Genomic DNA, 19623 nt, shown 5'->3' on the forward strand with positions numbered 1-19623 from the left:
AAATTGTGAAGCAATCCAGAACCCGGCTGAGTCTGGCTATTATTAGCGGCATACTGCCCCTCTTTTTTATGCTCGCCCTGATCGTGCCGCTGTGGATTTTCTTTACCGGCGAACGATATTTTCTTTCCACCCTGCTGCACTTTGCTGAAGTGCCGTTAACCGACAACCCGGCCCAGGCGCCGGGGATGGCGAGACGTTTGCTGCTGCTGGCCCTGCTGTATCTTCCGGCCGGGCTGTTCGCGTTCGCTATCTGGCAGGGCATGAAGGTAACCCGTAGCGTCCGCCAGCGCAGCGTGCTCAGCCTCTCCCTGGCGCACAGCGTTCGTTACATCGCTCTGGCCATGGTGGGCATGGGGATCCTGTTGCCGGTGTGCCGCTTTCTGATCCCGCTGCTCGCCTGGTGGCCGCAGCCTTATTATCAGGTGGTGTTTCTGCTCAGCGACGGGGTGCTGCTTCTGACAGGAAGCTTGCTGTTTGTGACATTTCACGCCATGCTCCACGGGATCCGTGCTGAAGAAGAGAATAAGGAGTTTATTTAACGATGGCTGTGGTGGTGAATCTGGACAAACTGCTGGTGGAAAAAAAGATGACGTCCAGGGCGCTGGCGGCCTTTGTAGGCATTACCGAACAGAACCTGTCGCTGCTCAAGTCGGGAAAAGTCAAAGGCATCCGTTTTGATACCCTGTCCCGCATCTGCGAGGCGCTGGAATGTCAGCCCGGTGATATCCTCGCCTGGGAACCCGACTGAGGCGATACTCTGCTGTCGGACGACGGCAAGGATTGTTTTCATGAAATGTACTCTACGTGCGCGTCACCCCAGTAGTCACTGCTGACGCGCGCTGAAACCGCCCAACGCGTTACCCTTTACGTCCTGCATCCGCTTACCCTTCACCGCGTTTTTCTTACCTTAGCGATAGCGAATAATGACATCCGCTTCACTGTGCTGTGCATTTCGCCAGTGGAGACTGACCTCACCGCGATCATCCGGCATGGCATAGCGAGGGGGGTTGTCTGTCAAGGCGACCTGTTCCGGTGAACGGTGCTGGCACGAAACATCGATACGATTGCGCTGCGGCGCGATAAGACAGGCCGGATTGATGACACGTCCCGAAAAATGAACCTGACCGGAGAGCGCAGCAGACGACGCAAGCGGCGCCAGACACAGACATATTAGAGCGAGACGGAGCGGAGACATAGCAATCTTCCTTGATAGCGAGTGACACTGCGCGGCACAGAATCGTTCTGTGCCATCCAACCTGCGGCTTCCTGCCGCGATCTTCACGCTACGGCAAAATAGCGGCAGCGTAAACGATTATTCTGCCCTCTCCGGTCAACTGCCGGGAATAACAGCAACTTTTGCCAGAACTTTGCCAAAACAGGCGTCCCCGGGAAATAATACATTCTGTATATAGAACCCAATTACAATATTAAATGAGATTATACTTACACCAAAAAATAAAGATTGTTACAGCTTAACACACCTTATCCATGGGCCTTTACGACGTTCTCCGTATAATCCCGCCCCCGACGGCAAGATACATTAGTGATGCTTACCGTTTTTTGTGAACAGAAATAAAAAACATGCTTTAGAAATGTTAAACGATTTAATTAACTTGTGATTATTTAATAGGGTTTGAGTATGAAAGAAAAAGGCACCCTGCTGGTTGTGGGTTCACTGCTGGCCTTCAGTCTGGCTACTGTGACCCCCGCCCGCGCGGCGGGCACACTGAATTTCACCGGTAAAATTATTAACGAGTCGTGCCAGATCGCCAACAACGGTGGCGATGTGAATGTCGATTTTGGCAACGTCGATATGTCGGCGCTGAAATCACATGAAGCGAAAACCGCAGAAACACCGTTTACCATCAACCTGACCGGCTGCCCGCTGGCGCAGAATATCAGCATTAGCCTGGAGGGTACCCCGGACACCAATGCTAACGGCACCAGCGCCGCCGTGCTGGCGCTCTCCGATGCCGCGGATACCGCCAAAGGGGTGGGCATTGAAGTCTTCTCTTCCCCTGACGGCTCAACGGAAGGCACTCAGTTGACCTTTGACAAACAGAGCAAAACGGCGGTTTCGCAAGCCGACGAAAACGGTGATATTGCCTTTAATTTTATTGCCGATCTGAAGAGCGATTCCTCCCTGGATGTCACCGCCGGCAATATTAATGCCACGGCCAATATTGATATTGTATATGAATAGAATGTGCTGATTGCCGCTTTTACCGAGGGCAGCATCCCCTGCCCTTATTTTCATTCCTCGTGACCGGATCCTCAATTATGCAGTGTTATAAAATGGCTTTTTTCCTGAGCCTTCTCTTTTGTCCGCTCCTGGCGTCTGCTGCCGGGGTTGCCATTGCCGGCACGCGTGTCATTTATAATGAACAAAGTCATGAGGCCGACATCACGGTAAAAAACACCAATCCTCACGATCCGGTACTTATTCAGAGCTGGGTAGACGATCTGGCTGATAATAATAAATCACCGTTTATCGTCACCCCGCCATTGTTCCGTCTGGATGCTGGAGACAGCAACGATCTGCGCGTGTTATTAACCTCGGCGCAACTGCCAAACGATCGGGAAAGTTTGTTCACCCTGAATATCAAAGTGATTCCTGCCAATACCGCGCCGGCTGGCGAGAACATTCTGCAATTTGCTATTAAGAATCAACTTAAGCTCATTTATCGCCCGGCAGGACTCCCCGGTTCGGCGCTCGACGCGGCGCAGCACCTGCGCTGGCACGTCAGTGGCAACCACCTGCAGGCGGAGAATGCCTCCCCCTATTATGTGACTATCACCACGCTCACCTGCGCGGGCCAGAACCAGAAAACACCGCTTGAGCACAGCGTGATTGCCCCTCACAGCCGTGAAGAGTACGCCCTGCCCGGCGAGGCCTGCACCCGCCAGGTGAGCTGGCGCATTTTGGATGATTTTGGCGCTGTGCAGACGTTTAGCGCCCCCGTTTCGGCGCACTAAAAGCCTGATGTCGCGATGCGCCACGGCCCGGCTCATACCGTTACCGTCGTCAGCCTCTCCATCCTGCTGGGCGGACAGAGCGCGCCCTTGCACGCCCAGGCGACCTTTAATATGGATCTGCTGGAAAAAAACGACCATTTGCCGGCGGTGGATCTGCAGCGCTTCAATCAGCAAACGAGCCAGCCGCCTGGCGACTATCCGGTCAGCTGGCAGGTCAACGGCGTCACCCTGGATGCCCGTAAGATCATCACGTTTCGCCAGAATGACCGCGGGCAGCTGACGCCCTGCCTTAAGCCGGAAGATCTGCTGCAGGCCGGTGTTAATCCGGCCGTGCTGTCCCAGGCGTCCGGCGCAACCTCCCGCTCATGTCCCGAACTCGCCACGCTGCTGCCGGGCAGTACGGTCAATTTCGATTTTGCCCATCAGCGGCTGGCAATGACCCTTCCCCAGGCGCTGATGACGCACCAGGCGAGGGATAATGTTCCTTCTGCGCTGTGGGATGAAGGTATCAGCGCCTTTCAGAGCAATTACCGCTATTCAGGCGCCAGCCAGCGAACCCGCGAGGGCAACACTGAGCGCGATAACTATCTGATGTTGAAAAGTGGCGTGAACGCCGGCGCCTGGCGCCTGCGCGCCAGCAACAGCCTGACCGCCAACAGCGACGATAAGCCCCACTGGACCACCAGCGGCGCCTGGCTTGAGCGCGATCTGACGCGCTGGCGGAGTGAACTGACGCTCGGGGATACCTTTACGTCGGGCGATGTGTTCGACGCGGTACAGTTTCAGGGAATTGCCCTCGCCTCCAGTGATGCGATGCTCCCGGACTCGCAGAAAGGTTTTGCCCCGACCATCCGCGGGATAGCCCGAACTAACGCCCAGGTCACGGTTCGGCAAAATGGCTACGTGCTGTATCAAACCTACGTCACCCCCGGCGCGTTCGTGATTGACGATCTTTATCCCACCGCCAGTAGCGGCAATCTTGAGGTTGCCGTCAAAGAGTCGGATGGCGAAATCCGCCGCTTCACCCAGCCGTATGCATCGGTCACCAGCATGCAACGCGAAGGCAGCCTGAAATACAACCTGGTCGCCGGGCGCTATCATAGCGACGATGCCAGCCAGCGGCCGCTGATGATGCAGTTGTCGCTGATGCGCGGGTTCGCCCACAACCTGACGCTGTTTGGCGGACTGCAGAGCGCGGCGCAATACCATAACCTCTCGTTCGGCGCGGGACAGGGGCTGGGTGATGCCGGGGCGCTCTCGCTGCAGCTGTTAAACGCCTGCGACCAGCACCAGCAGGATCCGATCGATGGCCGGGCCTGGCAGCTCCAGTACAGCAAAGGTTTTGATCGTCTTGGCACGCAATTCACCTTCACCGGCTGGCGTTATTCGCATCAGCGCTATGCCACGCTGAGCGAGGCGTATTCCAGCCCGGATCCCGACGCCGACTCGCGGGATAACGACAACAAAAAAACGACCCTGCAAATCACCGCCAGCCAGAGCCTGCCGTACGATATCACCCTCTATCTGAGTCTCGACCAGGACAGCTACTGGTCAGGGGGCGCCCCACAGCGTACCGCCAATATGGGGATCAGCAGCCAGGTTCACGGTATCGCGTGGTCGCTCAGCTACAGCGATGCGCACAGTAGCGACGGAGAAGAGGAGAATGACGAGCCGCATTCCGATAAAGTGGTGACGTTGTCACTTTCAGTAGCACTGAGCCACCTGCTACCGGGGAGCTATGCCGGCTATACCCTGACCTCCTCCCGCCACAGCGCCGACAGTCAGATGGTCAGTCTCAATGGCACCATGCTGGATAATCACGCGCTCAGCTACGCCGTCAGCCAAACCCTCGATCAGCAAAACGGGCACAGCGGCAGCCTGACGGCCGGCTACAGCAGTGGAAGAGGCGATCTGAATCTCGGCTACAGCCGTGACTCGCAGGCCACTCGCCTGAACTACGGCGCCAGCGGGGGTATCCTGATTCACCGCCACGGGGTGGTCTTTACGCCGGAAATGAATGGTGCTGTCGTTCTGATTGACGCCGGTGGCGCCGGCGGTGTGACCCTCGCCAACCAGAGAACCATCGCCACCAATCGCGATGGATATGCCGTGCTGCCCTTCGCTACCGCCTATCACCGCAACGACGTCGCCCTCGACAGCCACTCGCTGCCGGAGAATGTGGATCTGGCCAACAGCACCGTGACGCGGGTTCCCACTAAGGACGCGGTGGTGCTGGCGCGTTTTCACACCCACGTTGGTTATAAGGCGCTGTTTACGCTGCAGTCGCAGGGACAACCGCTGCCCTTTGGCAGCGAAGTGCACGCCAAAGACACCAGCAGCATCGTTGCCAGCGAGGGTCAGGTGTACCTCGCCGGCCTGGCGCCGAAAGGCACCCTGTATGCACAATGGGGGCCAGGCCCTCAGCAGCACTGTACTGCCCGCTACGATCTCACCCCGACGCTGGCGCAGACACCCCATCCACTCATTTTACAGCAGACGTTAACATGTCCTTTTTAACTCTCCTGCGTCGGGCCACCCTGACGCTGTTACTCGCCCTGTTACCCCCCGCCAGCGGATGGGCCTGTACGCCGGTGTTTGTCCGCGGCCAGGCCACCACCCTTCGGCTGAACGTAGGTCAACTCACCGTTCCGGCTGACGCCAGACCGGGCACCCCGCTGTATCACAAAAGTTTCGCCTGGAACCACCTTAGCGACGGCGGCGAACAGTGGATCCGCTGCGCGGACGACCCGCATGGGCTGTCGCCGCTACAGCTGAACAGTTTGCTGTCCGGGGGAGCGACGCGACCGACGGTTTATCAAACCAATCTCGCCGGCATTGGCGTTCGCGTATCGCTGCGCGCTATCGGCGGCTATGGCGGTTTTCCTGACCGGCCGACGCCCTCGCCGTTTAGCCAACGGGTGAACAATCCGGCCATATTGCCTGATGCGGTGTGGAAACTGGGCTATTTCCACCTGACGATTGAGCTTATTAAAACCGGTCCCGCGGCGACACCGGGCGAGCTTGAGTATCACAGCGAGCACTTTTTAATGGCAGAGCATACCCCGCTGGCCGCGTTAGACTTAAGCGGCAGGGTCAACACCGCGGGATGTTCCGTGAATGACGCCACGCCAGCGCTGATTAAGCTGCCCGCCGCGATGCTTGACCACTTCGGCGGCGTCGGCAAAACCACCGGCGACACGCCTTTCGCGCTGCAACTGGATTGCAACAGCGCTGTGACTATTTCCCTGCGTGTTGACGGCGCGGAGCCCCTCACCGCCCGGGGGCATGGCGTTCTGCGCAATGACGCCACGGACGATCGGGCGCAGGGTATTGGTGTGCAACTGCTTTACCATCGCCAGCCGGTTTCCCTGAATCATGAGATGACGCTGGGCAGCGCGAGTGCGGGCCGGTTTATCCTGCCGCTCACGGCCCGCTACTACCAGACCCGTCCCCGGATCACCGCCGGTCAGGTGTCGGCCGTCGCGACCTATACCTTACATTATGACTAGGCGATGGAGAACCGACGGATGAAGGAATTGCTCTGACCCACGAATCGTAAGAGAATAGCCGCTACACGCGACGATCTGATTACACGGGAGTTCATCATCAGCCATTCTCGTCGATTCCCCTTAGCCAGCAAAGTGGCGCTGGCCGGTGCGGCCGTCATTGCCGTGGGCATGCTGTTCAGCTGCACCAGTAAGGCCCCTAAATCCCTTGTCACGACACCGAACACTACCGCCGTCAAAGCCAGCCAGACGCACCGGGAGCCGGTACGCGGCGTGTGGCTCACCACCGTGTCGCGCCTTGACTGGCCGCCGGTCGGGTCGATTATCGCCAGCACGCCGGAAAGCCGCATCACGCAGCAGAAGCTGGCGCTGATCGCCAAACTCGATAACCTGCAGCGCCTGGGTATCAACACCGTCTTTTTCCAGGTGAAACCCGACGGCACGGCGCTCTGGCGGTCGGACATTCTGCCGTGGTCCGATATGCTGACCGGCAAAATCGGCGAATACCCCGGCTACGATCCGCTGCAGTTTATGCTGGATGAAGCGCACAAGCGCGGTATGAAGGTTCACGCATGGTTTAACCCCTATCGTGTCTCAGTTAACACCAAACCGTCGACCGTTGCCGAGCTGAATAACACCCTCACGCAGGTGCCGGCCAGCGTGTTCGTCCTGCACCGTAACTGGATCCGCACCGCCAGCGATCGCTTTGTCCTCGACCCGGGCATTCCCGAAGCACGGGACTGGATCACCAGCATCGTCGCTGAAGTGGTGCAGAACTACCCGATTGACGGCGTGCAGTTCGACGACTATTTCTACACCGAAACCGCCTCTTCCCCGCTTAACGACAATGAAACCTTCCGCCGTTACGGACAGGGTTACGCCTCGAAGGGCGACTGGCGCCGGCATAACACCCAGCAGCTCATAGCCCAGGTTTCCACTACTATCAAAAAGCTCAATCCGAACGTCGAGTTTGGCGTGAGCCCGGCCGGGGTGTGGCGCAACCGCTCGCACGATCCGGCGGGGTCCGATACCCGTGGCGCGGCCGCCTATGATGAGTCCTATGCCGATACCCGCAGCTGGGTGCAGCAGGGACTGCTCGACTACATCGCGCCGCAGATCTACTGGCCGTTTGCCCGCGATGCCGCGCGCTATGATGTGCTGGCCAACTGGTGGGCCGAGGTGGTTAAGCCGACGCATACCCGGCTGTATATCGGCGTGGCGCTGTACAAAGTGGGTGAGCCGTCCAAAAATGAGCCTGACTGGACGGTGGATGGCGGCGTGCCGGAGCTGAAAAAGCAGCTCGACCTCAATGAAACTCTGCCGCAGATCCAGGGCACGATCCTGTTCCGCGAAAACAATCTCAATCAGCCGCAAACCCGGCAGGCGGTCAACTATCTGCGCAGCCGCTGGGGGCAACCGCAGAGCTAACCGCCAGCCGGCTTCGCTATAACGCCTGCAGCCCTTGCTGCAGGCGGGCGTGCAGCTTCAGCATATTTTCCGTAATGGCCCGCCAGACGTGGGTGGAAAAGTCCGCCGGCAGCGTCCGGCGAGCGCTTTCGATTGCCTGCGGCACATGCCCGGCAAACTCCTGGAGGATCGCCAGCATCAGCTCCCCAGGAAAGTTCACCGCTTTGGCGGTTGCCAGAAAATGACGCGGATAGATGGCGTTAATCTCTGTTTTCCGCCCTTTTGTGGCATTGAGCCCCATCGACAGCTTCAGGTCGCGCAGATGCAGTCCCGTACCTCCCAGCACCGGAAACGCCGAAATGATGTCGTAGAACGGCGTTAGACGGTAGCTGCCACCGGGCAGCAAAAAGAGCGAGAAGTTCTTCGCATGCCCGTCCGTTGCCCCAACCAGCCACTGAAAGACCATGAATTTCATAAAGTCTGCGCGATCTTTCAGGGCTTCACTGGAGCCCAGCAGAAAGGCCATGATTGCCGCAATACCCGGCCCGCCGTCAGATTCATATTTCATCGACGACGGGATGCCCAAGGCCTGACACAGATCCTCCTGCGGCAGACGCAGCAGCACCCGTCCCTCCTGCGCCCAGCGCCGGTCAAAGCGGGTCACCGCCAGCGCGCGGATCCGCGGCGTGGTGATAATCTCTGCCTCCGGCACCGCCAGGCCCAGTTCCCTGGCCAGCGCCAGGCACAGAAACTCGTTATCCACGCTTTCACGCAGATCCAGCGTCGCATTAGGCTGCTTTATCTCGCCGATGGGCAGTTTAATGATATGCGTGGTCGGCGTGGTGCCCTGCGGAATACACCAGTGCCCGCCCATCCGCAGCAGCGCCGTTTTCTCCTGGGCGCCGGCCACCGAGATACGGAAATCATCCTGGCCGGTAATCATCCCGAGAGGGATATCCGACTGGTAGGCGGTCAGCAAAGCGGTGAGCTGCGCCTCGTCCAGCGTCTGCCAGCGCAACCCCTCGAGGTGCGCCTCTTCCCCCGGCGGTAGCAGAGTCACCGCCCCTACGCTATCCCGTCCCACTTCGGCCAGCAGATCGAACGGCTGCTTCGAGCGCGCCTGATAGCGCCTGACGATCCGATCGCGGACCTGCGGGCTGTCGGGTAGCAGGTTATCAAAATAGTGATACACCGCGTCGGCGGTGATATTGCCATACTGCAGCGGCAGCGAGAGGGAGAGCGGTCTGGCGCGCGGGCTGCGCAGCCACTCTTCGTCATAGCGAAAACTGTGCGCCCCGTTAGCCTGGCGGGTTAAGGTGCCCACGCGCACATTGTTCATCCAGGTGGTAAGCGTCGCCATTACCAGTCAAGGTCCGTGTTGTTATCGGGAGCCGGCGCCGTCTCTGTGGCTTTGGCGTTCAGCGTCATCACCACCCCTAGCGACTGGAGGATCTTAAACAGCGTGGTTAAGGTGGTTTTGTCGGGGTGATTTTCAAAATTGGACAGTGTGGCCTGCTTAATGCCGATCCGCCTGGCCAGCGCATCCTGGGTCCAGTGGTTCTGCTGGCGCAGCAGCTTCAGATAATTGGCCAGCTGCACGGGACTGTATATCTGCGGGGAATTCATCGCCTTGTTCCTCACCATCATTTATCCCCCTATCGGGATAAACTTGGTTTTATACCCTACAGGGGATAATGTCAAGATTATCCCCTGTAGGGGATAGGTGGGTAATTATCCTTGTGTGGGGATAAAACAGGAAGGATGGTGGCCGGAGACACCTTTACATGCCCGGTGGCGGCTGCGCCTTACCGGGCCTACGAGCTGTCTCTGTCCGCTCCGTAACGATCCAGGCCGGGCAAGCGCAGCGCCGCCCGGCAATGGGCTGCCGGGTTTAGCTGCCGCGGTAGGTCGACCACCCGCCCGGGGCGATGAGAAATGGCAGATGGAAATGGTCATCTGCCGCCTCGCCGATAACAAAATCAATCTGCGCCCGGGTAAAGACGCTCTCCCGCCCGGCGCGGGCAAACCACGCCCCGGTTTCCGCCGTTAAGCAATAGCTCCCCGCCGGCAGCGGTGCGGCGCTAAAGGTGGCGATACGCCCCTGGGCGTTGGTCACCAGGGTCACCAGCGTCTCGCCCTCCCGACTCAGGCTGACCGTCACGCCTTCCGCCGGCCTGCCGGTGGAAATATCCAGAATATGGGTGCTCAGGGTACTCATTCGCCAATCACTCCTTCCAGTCTTAACATCGTAATCTCTCGCAGCTGGGCAAGCGCCTCAGTCACTTCTTCGTCGGCGGTATGCTGCAGTCGGCGCGTCAGCGCCTGTAAAATCGCTTCGCCGCTGCGCCCTTTGGCGCGGATTAAAAACACCCGGCCAAAACGGGCCTCGTAGCGGGCATTGCCCTCCTGCAGGGCCTGCGCGAGCCGCTCATTCTCGCTGTCCACCGCCGACTGCTCCTGGCGCGACAGCGCCGCGTGCGCCTGGCCGCCGGTCGGCTTTTCACCGATCCGCGGATGGGCGCTGAGCGCCGCGTTCAGCTCGTCCTCTCCCCAGTAATCCATCGCCTCACGGGCGGTCTGCAGTAGCGCATGACGGCTGGCAAAAGGTCGCAAGTTCACCAGCGTCTCGCCCCAGGCCGGGATCGCCACGCAGGGGACCAGCAGCCCCACTGCCTCATCTTTACTCAGGCCGTTAAACTGACTCAGCGCGATCATCCTGACTCCTTATCGTTTTCGTCGCCGCCTGCTCCTGCGGCAGAATAAGGTTCAGCGCTATCGCTACCAGCCCACCGCTGGTGGCCGCCGAACCGAACAGATCGCCGACCATCGGCGGAAAATGGCTAAGAAACGCCGGCACTGACTCCACGCCAAGGCCAGCACCAAACGCCAGCCCCACAATCAGCACATCGCGACGGCTCAGCGGGGTCTGGGTAATAATCCGGATCCCGGCCGCCACTACACAGCCAAACATCACCATCGTGGCGCCCCCCAGCACCGGCGCCGGGATCTGCCGCAGCAGTTCGCCCACCGGGGGAAACAGTCCAAGCAGGATCAGAATCACGCCAATGTAGCGTCCGACATAGCGGCTGGCCACCCCGGTCATCTGGATCACGCCGTTGTTCTGCGCGAAGGTGGTGTTCGGAAAAGCACAGAGCATGGCGGCCACCATACAGCTGACACCGTCCGCCAGGATACCGCCCTTCAGCCGGTTACGAAAAGCGTGATCATCAATAGACTGTTGCGAAATCAGCGAGTTGGCCGTCAGATCGCCCACCGCCTCCAGAATACAAACCAGCGACACCAGGGCGACCGGCAGAAATATCGCGCTGTTAAACTGAAAGCCGAACGGAAACAGCGTCGGCAGGCGAAACAGAGTGTCGCCCAGGCTGTGAAGATGGAACTGACCGCTCAGCCCTGCCGCGACGCAGCCCACGGCAATGCCCACCACCACCGAGGAGAGACGCAGCCAGCGGTTTTTGGCGCAGCTCAGCAGGACGATAACCCCGAGGGTGCCCGCCCCGAGCGCGATGTTGCTCATGCTGGCGAAATCCTCGGCCTTTTCCCCACCGCACCAGTTGATGACGCTGACTTTGATCAGACTGATGCCGATCAGCGCAATCACGCTGCCGGTGATAATGGGGGTAAAGATTTTTTTCAGCGGCTCAATAAAACGGCTGACAATCACCGGCACCAGAGCGGCGACAAAGTTAACGCCAAACAGCATCGCCATCATATCCTGCGGCCCGCCGCCCTGCGCTTTTACCCACATCCCTCCGGCCACCGTCACGCCGAGGAAGGCGAAGCTGGTGCCCTGCATGCAGATCATCCCGGCGCCAACGCCCCATACCCGATTGGACTGCAGAAAGGTGCCAATGCCCGAGGCCAGCAGCGACATACTGATGAGATACGGCAGCCAGTCGCCAAGCCCGAGGGTAGCGCCGATAATCAGCGGCGGCGTGATGATCCCCACCAGGCCCGCCAGCACATGCTGGAGAGCGCTGAAAAAGGCCGGAAGCGGTGGGATCCGCTGTTCAAGGCCGTAAAGCAAGCCACTGTGATGTTCGTCAGACATGGTGTAATCCCATAGCAAAGAGAAGTGCATGGGCTAGTGCACAAAGCAGGCCAGAGACGACAAAAGCGACCAGAAAATTTCATTAATGCTGCAAAATCATTAGCTTACATTACTCTGTTAACGTATACCCCCGCACCGCTGAAAATCAGCACGCTGAAACGATAGATTCCTGATGCAATATTAAGAAACTTTTGATTCATAAAAAGGCAACCAATACGTCACATTGCACCAATGCGGTGCGCCGTGAGCTATCGCTGTGCTTTGAGCAGGCGGTTTTCCTCCCTCCGGCGAACTGGTACGTAAATTGCTGGAGTCAGTCACGACATCTGGATAAGGAGAATAAAATGAAAGCAATCGTGATTGGCGCCGGCATCGGCGGCTTAAGTGCGGCAGTGGCGCTCAAACAGTCGGGGATCGACTGCGACGTCTATGAAGCGGTGAAAGAGATCAAACCGGTCGGCGCGGCGATTTCCGTGTGGCCCAACGGCGTGAAGTGCATGGCCCACCTCGGCATGGGTGACATCATGGAGACTTTCGGCGGGCCGCTGCGCCGGATGGCGTATCGTGATTTCCGCAGCGGCGAGAACATGACCCAGTTCAGTCTCGCCCCGCTGATCGAACGCACCGGCAGCCGCCCCTGCCCGGTCTCCCGGGCAGAGCTGCAGCGGGAAATGCTGGATTTCTGGGGACGGGAAAGCGTGCAGTTCGGCAAACGCGTCACCCGCTGTGAGGAAGATGCCGACGGCGTGACGGTGTGGTTTACCGATGGCAGCAGCGCCAGCGGCGATCTGCTGATTGCCGCCGACGGCAGCCATTCCGCACTGCGTCCGTGGGTGCTGGGCTTTACCCCGCAGCGCCGCTACGCCGGGTACGTCAACTGGAACGGTCTGGTGGAAATAGATGAAGCGCTGGCGCCCGGCGACCAGTGGACCACCTTTGTCGGCGAAGGCAAGCGCGTCTCGCTGATGCCGGTCTCCGCCGGCCGGTTCTATTTTTTCTTTGATGTGCCGCTGCCGGCGGGTCTGGCGGAGGATCGCGACACTCTGCGCGCCGACCTCAGCCGCTATTTTGCCGGCTGGGCGCCGCCGGTGCAGCAGCTTATCGCCACCCTCGACCCGCAGACCACCAACCGTATTGAAATCCATGATATCGAGCCGTTCAGCCGCCTGGTGCGCGGCCGCGTCGCGCTGCTCGGCGACGCCGGACACAGCACCACCCCGGATATTGGCCAGGGAGGCTGCGCGGCGATGGAAGATGCGGTGGTGCTGGGCGCCGTTTTCCGCCAGACCCACGATATTGCGGCCGCGCTGCGCGAGTACGAGGCCCAGCGCTGCGACCGGGTTCGTGACCTGGTGCTGAAGGCGCGCAAGCGCTGCGATATTACCCACGGGAAGGATATGCAGCTCACCGAAGCCTGGTACCAGGAGCTGCGCGAGGAGACCGGGGAGCGCATTATCAACGGCATGTGCGACACCATCCTCAGCGGGCCGCTGGGCTGACCGTCGCCATGGATTCAATCACCGCACTCAGCGTCTGAATGGCCATTTGCGCGGGCCGCGAAAGCTGACGCGAGGGCGCGGTACACAGCGCCAGGGTCAGCGGTCGCAGCAGCGTACTGCGCAGCGGGATAAAGGCCAGCTGTCCGCGCTGGACTTCGTCCAGCACGTCGAGCAGGCTGAGGAGCGTCACGCCGCTGCCGCGCAGCACCAGCGACTTGATGAGCCGGATATCATTGCAGCTGATGGTATTCTCCGGCGCAAAGTCATGGTGGCGATAGAGGAGCGCCACCCGCTCATGGACGATCAGCGGCGCGCCGGGCACGATATGCCGCTCCAGGCTGAGCTCGCCCAATGACAGCGCTTTCGCCCCCGCCAGGGGGTGGTCCGGGCGCATCACAATCCCCACCTCCAGTTCGGCAAAGGCCAGCACGCTGAGTCCGGCCTGCCCCTGCGGATCGAGGATCAGGCCGACGTCCAGGTCCGCCTGACGCACTTTCTGGCTGACGGTGTGGCTGTCGGCCACCTGCAGATCCAGCTCCAGCCACGGCCAGCTGGCGATGATCTCCGCCAGCGCGGCGGCGAAGCCCCCTTCCGCCAGCGCCTGCACCATCCCAACGCTGACGCTCCCGCGCTTCATCCCCTGCAGCTCATCAAATTTCTGTCGGGTCTGGCGAAATTCCTTCTGCCAGCGCAGCAGATTGTCATACAGCAGTTCACCGGCGGTGGTCATCCGCAGTCCCTCCGGCAGGCGCTCGAACAGCGGGGTGCCGAAGGCCTCCTCGGCCTGCAGGATCTGGCGGTTAATTGCCGAGGCGGAGATATGCAGCTGCTCGGCGGCCCGGCGCAAGCTGCCGCAGCGGGCCACGGCGATAAAATAGTGGGCGAAACGGGAAAAAGGACTCATGGCACCCCTGTACTCTTTTTTGCAACAGCAGAGTGAATTAATGGTGATGGATGTGAACACCCTAATATGACAACAATAATCTCACAACAATAAAACAATCACCGATGTGAGCAGGAAGAGAAATCATGAAGACAATCACCCCCACGCCCCCCGCCCATTGCACCTTTGATCCAGAGGACTGGCTGCGGCTGGCCCGCTGCTGGCACCCGGTGGCCCGCGCCTGCGATATTACCGGCGCCCCGGTGAAAGCCACCCTGCTGGACGAACAGCTGGTTATCTACCGTATTAAAGGCCAGGTGGTGGTCGCCCGCGACGTCTGCCCGCACCGCGGGGTGCCGCTGACCCTGGGGTTTCATGAAGAGGAAGGCATCGTCTGCCCCTATCATGGCCTGCGCTTTGGTGAGGATGGCCGCTGCAACCGTATCCCCTCCAGCCCGGGGCAACCCATTCCGGCCAAACTGCATCTCACCAGCTTCGCCGTGGAGGAGCGCTACGGGCTGATCTGGACCTGCCTGGCCTGCGATCCGGACAATCCGCCGCCGTTACCGACCATGCCGCACTGGGACGACGCGGGATTTCAGCAAATCAACTGCCCGGCCTTCGAGGTGAAGGGATTTGCCGGCCGCCAGGTCGAAGGCTTTCTCGATGTCGCCCACTTCGCGTGGATCCACACCGACACCTTCGCCGATCCGGACAACCAGCAGGTGCCGGACTACACCCCGCAGGAGACGCCGTTCGGCTTTGTTGCCGACTACTGGAGCTCGGTGGGCAATTACCCGGCCAGCTCCGATTTCCGCGCGCCGGAAGGGTTCCAGTGGCTGCGTCACTTTGAAATGCATCTGCCGTTCACCGCTACGCTGACCATCCATTTTCCCGCCGACGCCAGGCTGGTGATCATGAACGCCGCCTCGCCGGTGTCGTCACGGGTGACGCGGATGTTTGCCCCTATTGCCCGCAATTTCGACCTGCACGTGCCGGTGGAAGACGTACATGCGTTCAACCTGCGGGTGTTCGAAGAGGACCGCCTGATGGTAGAAACCCAGCGTCCGGAGCGGCTGCCGCTGGATCTGACCCTTGAGGCGCATATTCCGGCAGACCGTAGCTCCATCGCCTACCGGCGCGGGCTGAAGAAAATGGGTTTTGGCGATTTCTTTCTGGTATGAGTGGAGGTCATATGCGCGACATATTCCCCGTGGTGGTCGATGGCCTGTGGCGTCAGGGCGCGAAAAATCTGGCCGTTCGTCTGGTGAGCGCCGAGGGGCAACCGCTGCCGGCGTGGACACCCGGCGCCCATATCGATCTCCATCTTCCCTGCGGGCTGATCCGCCAGTACTCCCTGACCGGCAGCCCGGCCGAACGGGATCACTATCTGCTCTGCATCGCCCGCGAGGCGCAGTCCCGCGGTGGCTCAGGCTATGTCCACGACACCCTGCGCCCGGGACAACCGCTGATGATCTCTGCCCCGCGCAACCACTTTCCGCTGCACGAGGGCGGCCATGTGGTGCTTCTCGCCGCCGGGATCGGCATTACGCCGCTGCTGGCGATGGCCCACGCCCGGGCGGCGTCCGGCGCCAGCTTTACGCTGCACTATTACGTTAGCCGTGCGCAGGAGGCCGCCTTCGCCACCGAGATCGCCCGCCAGCTAACCGGTGGAATCTGCCAGATCCACTGCTCAGACGAGGGGCAGAGTCCGCGCCAGCGGCTGGCGCAGGATCTGGGGGCTCCGGACGCCGACACCCGGGTCTACTTCTGCGGTCCGCCCGGATTTATGGCCCGGGTTCGCGATACCGCGCGGTCGGCCGGATGGGAGGAGGCGCAATTGCACAGCGAAGCGTTCCAGCCGCCCGCCCCGACGGCAGCGTCAGCGGCGGACGGAACCTTCACCATCACCCTCGCCTCCACCGGGGAACGCTGGCCGGTCCCGGGGGACAAAACCATCGCCCAGGTGCTACAGGAGCATGGCGTCGCGGTGCCGCTCTCCTGCGAGATGGGGATCTGCGGCGCCTGCCTGACGCCGGTGCGGGAGGGAACCGTCGACCACCGGGATACCGTGCAGTCGGAGGCGGAAAAACAGGCCGCAGAGCAGCATATTGCGCTGTGCTGCTCCCGCAGCCTGTCGGCCAATTTAGTTATCGATCTCGCGGGATAAGCGGCCCGTCTCCGGCTGGTCAGCGCTGGCGACCGGTTTCACCCGCACGGCGGCGAAAACAATCACCATCGCGCTCAACAGCAGCAGACCGCTGCCGGTGAAGACGCCGCTGGCGCCGTGCAAATCAAACACCGCCCCGCCGCCGGCGGCTCCGGCGCTGATGGCCAGCTGAATAGAGGCGACCAGCAGACCGCCCGCGCTTTCTGCTTCATCCGGCACGGTGGTGGCAAGCCAGGTGGACCAGGCCACCGGCACCAGACCGAAGGCAAATCCCCACAGGGCGACCAGCAGCCCGTCCAGCACGGTCAAATGGCCAAACGTCACCATCAGCAGCGCCAGAACGCTCATCATCAACGGCACCAGCGCCAGGGTCAGGCGCAGGCTACGGCTCAGCAGATAGCTCGCCACCGAGGTGCCGATAAAGTTAGCGATACCGAAGCCGAGCAATATCAGCGAGACCCCTTCGACACTGGCCTGCGCCACGGTCTCAAGGAACGGCCGCAGGTAGGTAAAGAAGGCGAAATGGCCGCTAAAAATCAGGATTGTCGCCAGCATGCCGCCCAGCATACCGGGACGGCGCAGCACCCTGAACAGCGTGGAGAAAGTCCCGACGCTCTCCGGGCGCATGGAGGGCAGCACCCACAGTTGCCAGAGCAGCGCCAGCAGGCTGGGTATCGCACAGAGAATAAATACGTTGCGCCAGCCGATCAGCTCGCCAAGATAGCTGCCGAGCGGCGCGGCTACCACCGTAGCGACAGACACCGCGGAAAAGATGATCGCCAGCGCCTTCGGCACATGGGCCGCCGGCACCAGACGCATCGCCGTGGCAGTGGACATCGCCCAGAAGCCGCCGATGGCGACCCCCAGCAGCAGACGGCCCAGCAGGAGAAACGCCAGCGAATCGGCAAAAGCGACCATCAGGCTGGAGACTATCTGCAGCACGGAAAAGAACATCAGCACCCAGCGGCGATCGATATTGCGGGTGGCGGTGGCGATCAGCAGGCCGGTGACTAACGCCACCAGCGCCGTCGCGGTGACCGCCTGTCCGGCCATCCCTTCACTGACGCCGAGGCTGCTGGCCATCGGCGTTAACAGGCTGGCGGGCAGAAACTCGGCCACGATCAGGCCGAACACCCCGAGGGCCAGGGCATAGACGGCGCGCCAGGCAGGTTTGGCGGGTGACAGGCTCGCGTCAGCAGCTATGCAGGAACTCATATACATCTCTCCAGTTTTATTAACATCCTGGTCATCTTAGGGACTTACCTTTGGACGATATATGATGCATACTCTTCAGTTATTGATTATTCGTCCGGAATTACCATGAGCCAGCCTGGCATCGACCTGACCAGCGAACTGTTGCGCGGGATGCGCCTCTCCGGCGTTAACTACCGGCGCATCGAAACCGCACGCCCGTTCGGCGTCGGCTTTAGCGCCGTGGCGGGTAAAGCCCAGTTCCATTTCATCAGCCGCGGGCCGGTGCTGCTGCGCATGGCCAGCGGAGAACAGTTCACCCTCGAGAGCGGCGATGCACTGTTTATTCCCAACGGCGACGGGCATGCCCTGCTTTCTGATCCGCAGGCCACGGTGGTCAATGTGGCCCAGCTGCCCAGCGAAACGGTGTGCAGCACGGTAAGCTGTATCAACGCCGGCGGCCGCCCGGACTGCCCGGAGCGCGCCGTCATTTTCAGCGGTTGTATGGATTTTGAGCTCGGCGGCATGCAGCCGCTGGTGAAGGCCATGCCCGAGGTGATGCGGGTCAGCAGCCTGCTAAACACCTGGCCGGAGATCCAGCCGCTGTTGGTAGCGATGGAGCGGGAATCCCTCACCCGCCAGGTAGGCTATGCCGGGATCCTCGCCCGGCTGGCGGACGTGGTGGCCGCGCTGATTGTCCGTGGCTGGGTCGAGTGCGGATGTGGCAACGCCACCGGTTGGGTACAGGTCCTGCGCGATCCCCGGCTGGCAAAAGCGATCTATGCCATGCATCAGCGCCCGGGGGTCAACTGGAAAGTGGAAGATCTGGCGCGGGAGGCGGGGCTTTCACGCTCGCTGTTCGCGGAACGTTTTCTCGCCGCGACAGACACCACCCCCGCCCGCTATCTGACCGAGCTGCGTATGCGGCTGGCGGTGCAGTACATCACCCACGAAGGCCAGGCGCTGGAAACGGTCGCCTTCAGCCTCGGGTATCAATCGCTGGCGGCCTTCAGCCGGGCCTTCAAACGCATCACCGGCCAGCCGCCGGGGGCCCTGCGCGCCACGGCACGCTAGATTCAGCTTTTATGTAAAGCGATACACGCCGTTGCCGACGCGAAAGCGCTGCCCCTTAAGCGCCGGGTTGGCGACGCGAAACACCAGTTCGGTCAGCTGGTTAGCGGGTCCTTCGCGGAAAGTAAACCACTGGCCGCCCACGTCCAGTCCCTGCTCCCCCTGTGGCGGGAAGCCCAGCAGCGCCTGCCAGCGATCGCGTACCGCCTGCGGATTGACCACCTCGAACACCGCCTGCTCAAGCGCAATGTCGCCCAGCGGGTGCGGCACGTCCAGTTCCTGAGCGCGCAGCCGCGCCAGCCGGGTGGTATCGTCTTCTCCCCACTGCAGCACAAATGGATAGACCAGCCCGTCAGTGTCGCCATCGATGGTGAAGATCCGCCAGCGGATGATATTGCCCTGCGGATCGTTGCGCTGACCATCGACAATCGGTGATACCGCCAACCCCTTGCGACGCAACTGGTCATGAGTGGCCTCGATGTCGTCGCTGCGCAGCGCCACCCGAAACAGCGCTTCGTTCTCCGGCAGCAACCGCTCGGCATCCCGCGAAAGCAGGAACCTGTCCGTCGCGGCGCGCAGTTCGTCCGGGTCGGAAATGGCGAGGAATTCGATATAGGTCAGGCCAAAATAGCTCAGCGCATTGCGGGTTCCCCACCCCGGATGTCGCCCTCCGGCCACCGCCCGCAGCTGCTGGTCGGCAAAGGTCTGAATGGCCGCTTCCGGCTGATTCACAAACTGTACTGCGTGGTCCCACTGCAAGGTTGCCATGATCTCTCCCGCGATTGTGCCTGTTCAGGCGCCTGCGGCAAAAGATAGTGCTGGGGTGAAGGGAATGGCAAACAAGAATT

Annotated in this window: 20 protein-coding genes; 11 read left to right on the forward strand and 9 right to left on the reverse strand. The window is 60.8% G+C overall.

Translation table 11 applies throughout. From position 1 onward, the window contains the following. Window positions 1-5 precede the first annotated feature (5 nt). Complete coding sequence (locus AC3EMD_RS13210; protein WP_004205916.1) at window positions 6-539, forward strand: DUF2975 domain-containing protein; 534 nt, start codon at window positions 6-8, stop codon at window positions 537-539. A 2-nt stretch (window positions 540-541) separates the two neighbouring features. Beyond that, entirely contained in the window at window positions 542-748 is a 207-nt protein-coding gene (locus AC3EMD_RS13215; protein ID WP_004205917.1) for a helix-turn-helix domain-containing protein, read from the forward strand. A gap of 159 nt (window positions 749-907) precedes the next feature. On the opposite strand, the gene AC3EMD_RS13220 is transcribed toward AC3EMD_RS13215, so the two are convergent. After that, window positions 908-1195, reverse strand: a complete 288-nt coding sequence (locus AC3EMD_RS13220) for a type 1 fimbrial protein (RefSeq protein WP_008804913.1) — start codon at window positions 1193-1195, stop codon at window positions 908-910. Between the two features lie 444 nt (window positions 1196-1639). On the opposite strand from AC3EMD_RS13220, the gene AC3EMD_RS13225 reads away from it, so the two are divergent. From AC3EMD_RS13225 to AC3EMD_RS13245, 5 genes are all read left to right on the forward strand, one after another. Beyond that, a complete protein-coding gene (locus AC3EMD_RS13225) occupies window positions 1640-2203 on the forward strand; it encodes a fimbrial protein (protein WP_012968240.1) in 564 nt (187 codons plus the stop codon). Between the two features lie 77 nt (window positions 2204-2280). Continuing rightward, on the forward strand, window positions 2281-2976 hold the full coding sequence (locus AC3EMD_RS13230) for a fimbrial biogenesis chaperone (RefSeq protein ID WP_008804915.1): 696 nt from the start codon (window positions 2281-2283) through the stop codon (window positions 2974-2976). 15 nt (window positions 2977-2991) lie between these two features. Beyond that, the gene (locus AC3EMD_RS13235) at window positions 2992-5493 is read left to right on the forward strand and encodes a fimbria/pilus outer membrane usher protein (protein WP_302074158.1); all 2502 of its coding nucleotides are present in this window, start codon (window positions 2992-2994) and stop codon (window positions 5491-5493) included. After that, window positions 5481-6485 carry a fimbrial protein gene (locus tag AC3EMD_RS13240; protein ID WP_302074159.1) on the forward strand — a complete coding sequence of 335 codons (1005 nt, stop codon included), beginning with the start codon at window positions 5481-5483 and terminating at the stop codon, window positions 6483-6485. Before AC3EMD_RS13235 ends, AC3EMD_RS13240 begins: the two co-directional genes overlap by 13 nt. A gap of 132 nt (window positions 6486-6617) precedes the next feature. Beyond that, window positions 6618-7910, forward strand: a complete 1293-nt coding sequence (locus AC3EMD_RS13245; protein WP_012968243.1) for a glycoside hydrolase family 10-like protein — start codon at window positions 6618-6620, stop codon at window positions 7908-7910. A gap of 16 nt (window positions 7911-7926) precedes the next feature. Here AC3EMD_RS13245 and AC3EMD_RS13250 read toward each other — a convergent pair whose 3' ends face one another. From AC3EMD_RS13250 to AC3EMD_RS13270, 5 genes are all read right to left on the reverse strand, one after another. Next, window positions 7927-9249: a type II toxin-antitoxin system HipA family toxin gene (locus AC3EMD_RS13250; protein ID WP_302074160.1), complete on the reverse strand. Its 1323-nt coding sequence runs from the start codon at window positions 9247-9249 to the stop codon at window positions 7927-7929. Further along, window positions 9249-9515, reverse strand: coding sequence for a type II toxin-antitoxin system antitoxin HipB (gene hipB / locus AC3EMD_RS13255; protein ID WP_008804920.1), 267 nt, complete (start codon window positions 9513-9515; stop codon window positions 9249-9251). The genes AC3EMD_RS13250 and hipB overlap by 1 nt, the downstream gene beginning before the upstream one ends. Before the next feature lie 265 nt (window positions 9516-9780). Further along, window positions 9781-10107 (reverse strand): hydroxyisourate hydrolase, encoded by a 327-nt coding sequence (gene uraH / locus AC3EMD_RS13260; protein ID WP_008804921.1) that lies wholly within the window; start codon window positions 10105-10107, stop codon window positions 9781-9783. Then, window positions 10104-10604 (reverse strand): 2-oxo-4-hydroxy-4-carboxy-5-ureidoimidazoline decarboxylase, encoded by a 501-nt coding sequence (gene uraD, locus AC3EMD_RS13265; RefSeq protein ID WP_023297604.1) that lies wholly within the window; start codon window positions 10602-10604, stop codon window positions 10104-10106. Before uraD ends, uraH begins: the two co-directional genes overlap by 4 nt. Further along, window positions 10582-11961 carry a nucleobase:cation symporter-2 family protein gene (locus AC3EMD_RS13270; protein ID WP_012968246.1) on the reverse strand — a complete coding sequence of 460 codons (1380 nt, stop codon included), beginning with the start codon at window positions 11959-11961 and terminating at the stop codon, window positions 10582-10584. The genes uraD and AC3EMD_RS13270 overlap by 23 nt, the downstream gene beginning before the upstream one ends. 344 nt (window positions 11962-12305) lie before the next feature. Here AC3EMD_RS13270 and hpxO point away from each other — a divergent pair, with 344 nt between their 5' ends. After that, window positions 12306-13460 carry an FAD-dependent urate hydroxylase HpxO gene (gene hpxO, locus AC3EMD_RS13275; protein ID WP_008804924.1) on the forward strand — a complete coding sequence of 385 codons (1155 nt, stop codon included), beginning with the start codon at window positions 12306-12308 and terminating at the stop codon, window positions 13458-13460. Here hpxO and hpxR read toward each other — a convergent pair. Continuing rightward, window positions 13441-14364: a LysR family hpxDE operon transcriptional regulator HpxR gene (hpxR, locus tag AC3EMD_RS13280; RefSeq protein ID WP_008804925.1), complete on the reverse strand. Its 924-nt coding sequence runs from the start codon at window positions 14362-14364 to the stop codon at window positions 13441-13443. The two genes, hpxO and hpxR, sit on opposite strands and share 20 nt — an antisense overlap. Window positions 14365-14489: 125 nt before the next feature. Here hpxR and hpxD point away from each other — a divergent pair, with 125 nt between their 5' ends. Continuing rightward, entirely contained in the window at window positions 14490-15527 is a 1038-nt protein-coding gene (hpxD, locus tag AC3EMD_RS13285; RefSeq protein WP_004148366.1) for a molybdenum cofactor-independent xanthine hydroxylase subunit HpxD, read from the forward strand. 11 nt (window positions 15528-15538) lie between these two features. Next, window positions 15539-16513, forward strand: a complete 975-nt coding sequence (gene hpxE / locus AC3EMD_RS13290) for a molybdenum cofactor-independent xanthine hydroxylase subunit HpxE (RefSeq protein ID WP_023340124.1) — start codon at window positions 15539-15541, stop codon at window positions 16511-16513. Here the strand turns inward: hpxE and AC3EMD_RS13295 are convergent. Then, the gene (locus tag AC3EMD_RS13295; RefSeq protein ID WP_032413413.1) at window positions 16490-17728 is read right to left on the reverse strand and encodes an MFS transporter; all 1239 of its coding nucleotides are present in this window, start codon (window positions 17726-17728) and stop codon (window positions 16490-16492) included. The genes hpxE and AC3EMD_RS13295 overlap by 24 nt on opposite strands. Window positions 17729-17833: 105 nt before the next feature. Here AC3EMD_RS13295 and AC3EMD_RS13300 point away from each other — a divergent pair, with 105 nt between their 5' ends. Then, a complete protein-coding gene (locus tag AC3EMD_RS13300; protein WP_008804928.1) occupies window positions 17834-18778 on the forward strand; it encodes an AraC family transcriptional regulator in 945 nt (314 codons plus the stop codon). Between the two features lie 9 nt (window positions 18779-18787). Here AC3EMD_RS13300 and AC3EMD_RS13305 read toward each other — a convergent pair whose 3' ends face one another. Then, the gene (locus tag AC3EMD_RS13305; RefSeq protein WP_023297599.1) at window positions 18788-19543 is read right to left on the reverse strand and encodes a VOC family protein; all 756 of its coding nucleotides are present in this window, start codon (window positions 19541-19543) and stop codon (window positions 18788-18790) included. Between the last annotated feature and the right edge of the window lie 80 nt (window positions 19544-19623).

This window comes from Klebsiella sp. PK18 (assembly GCF_057784655.1).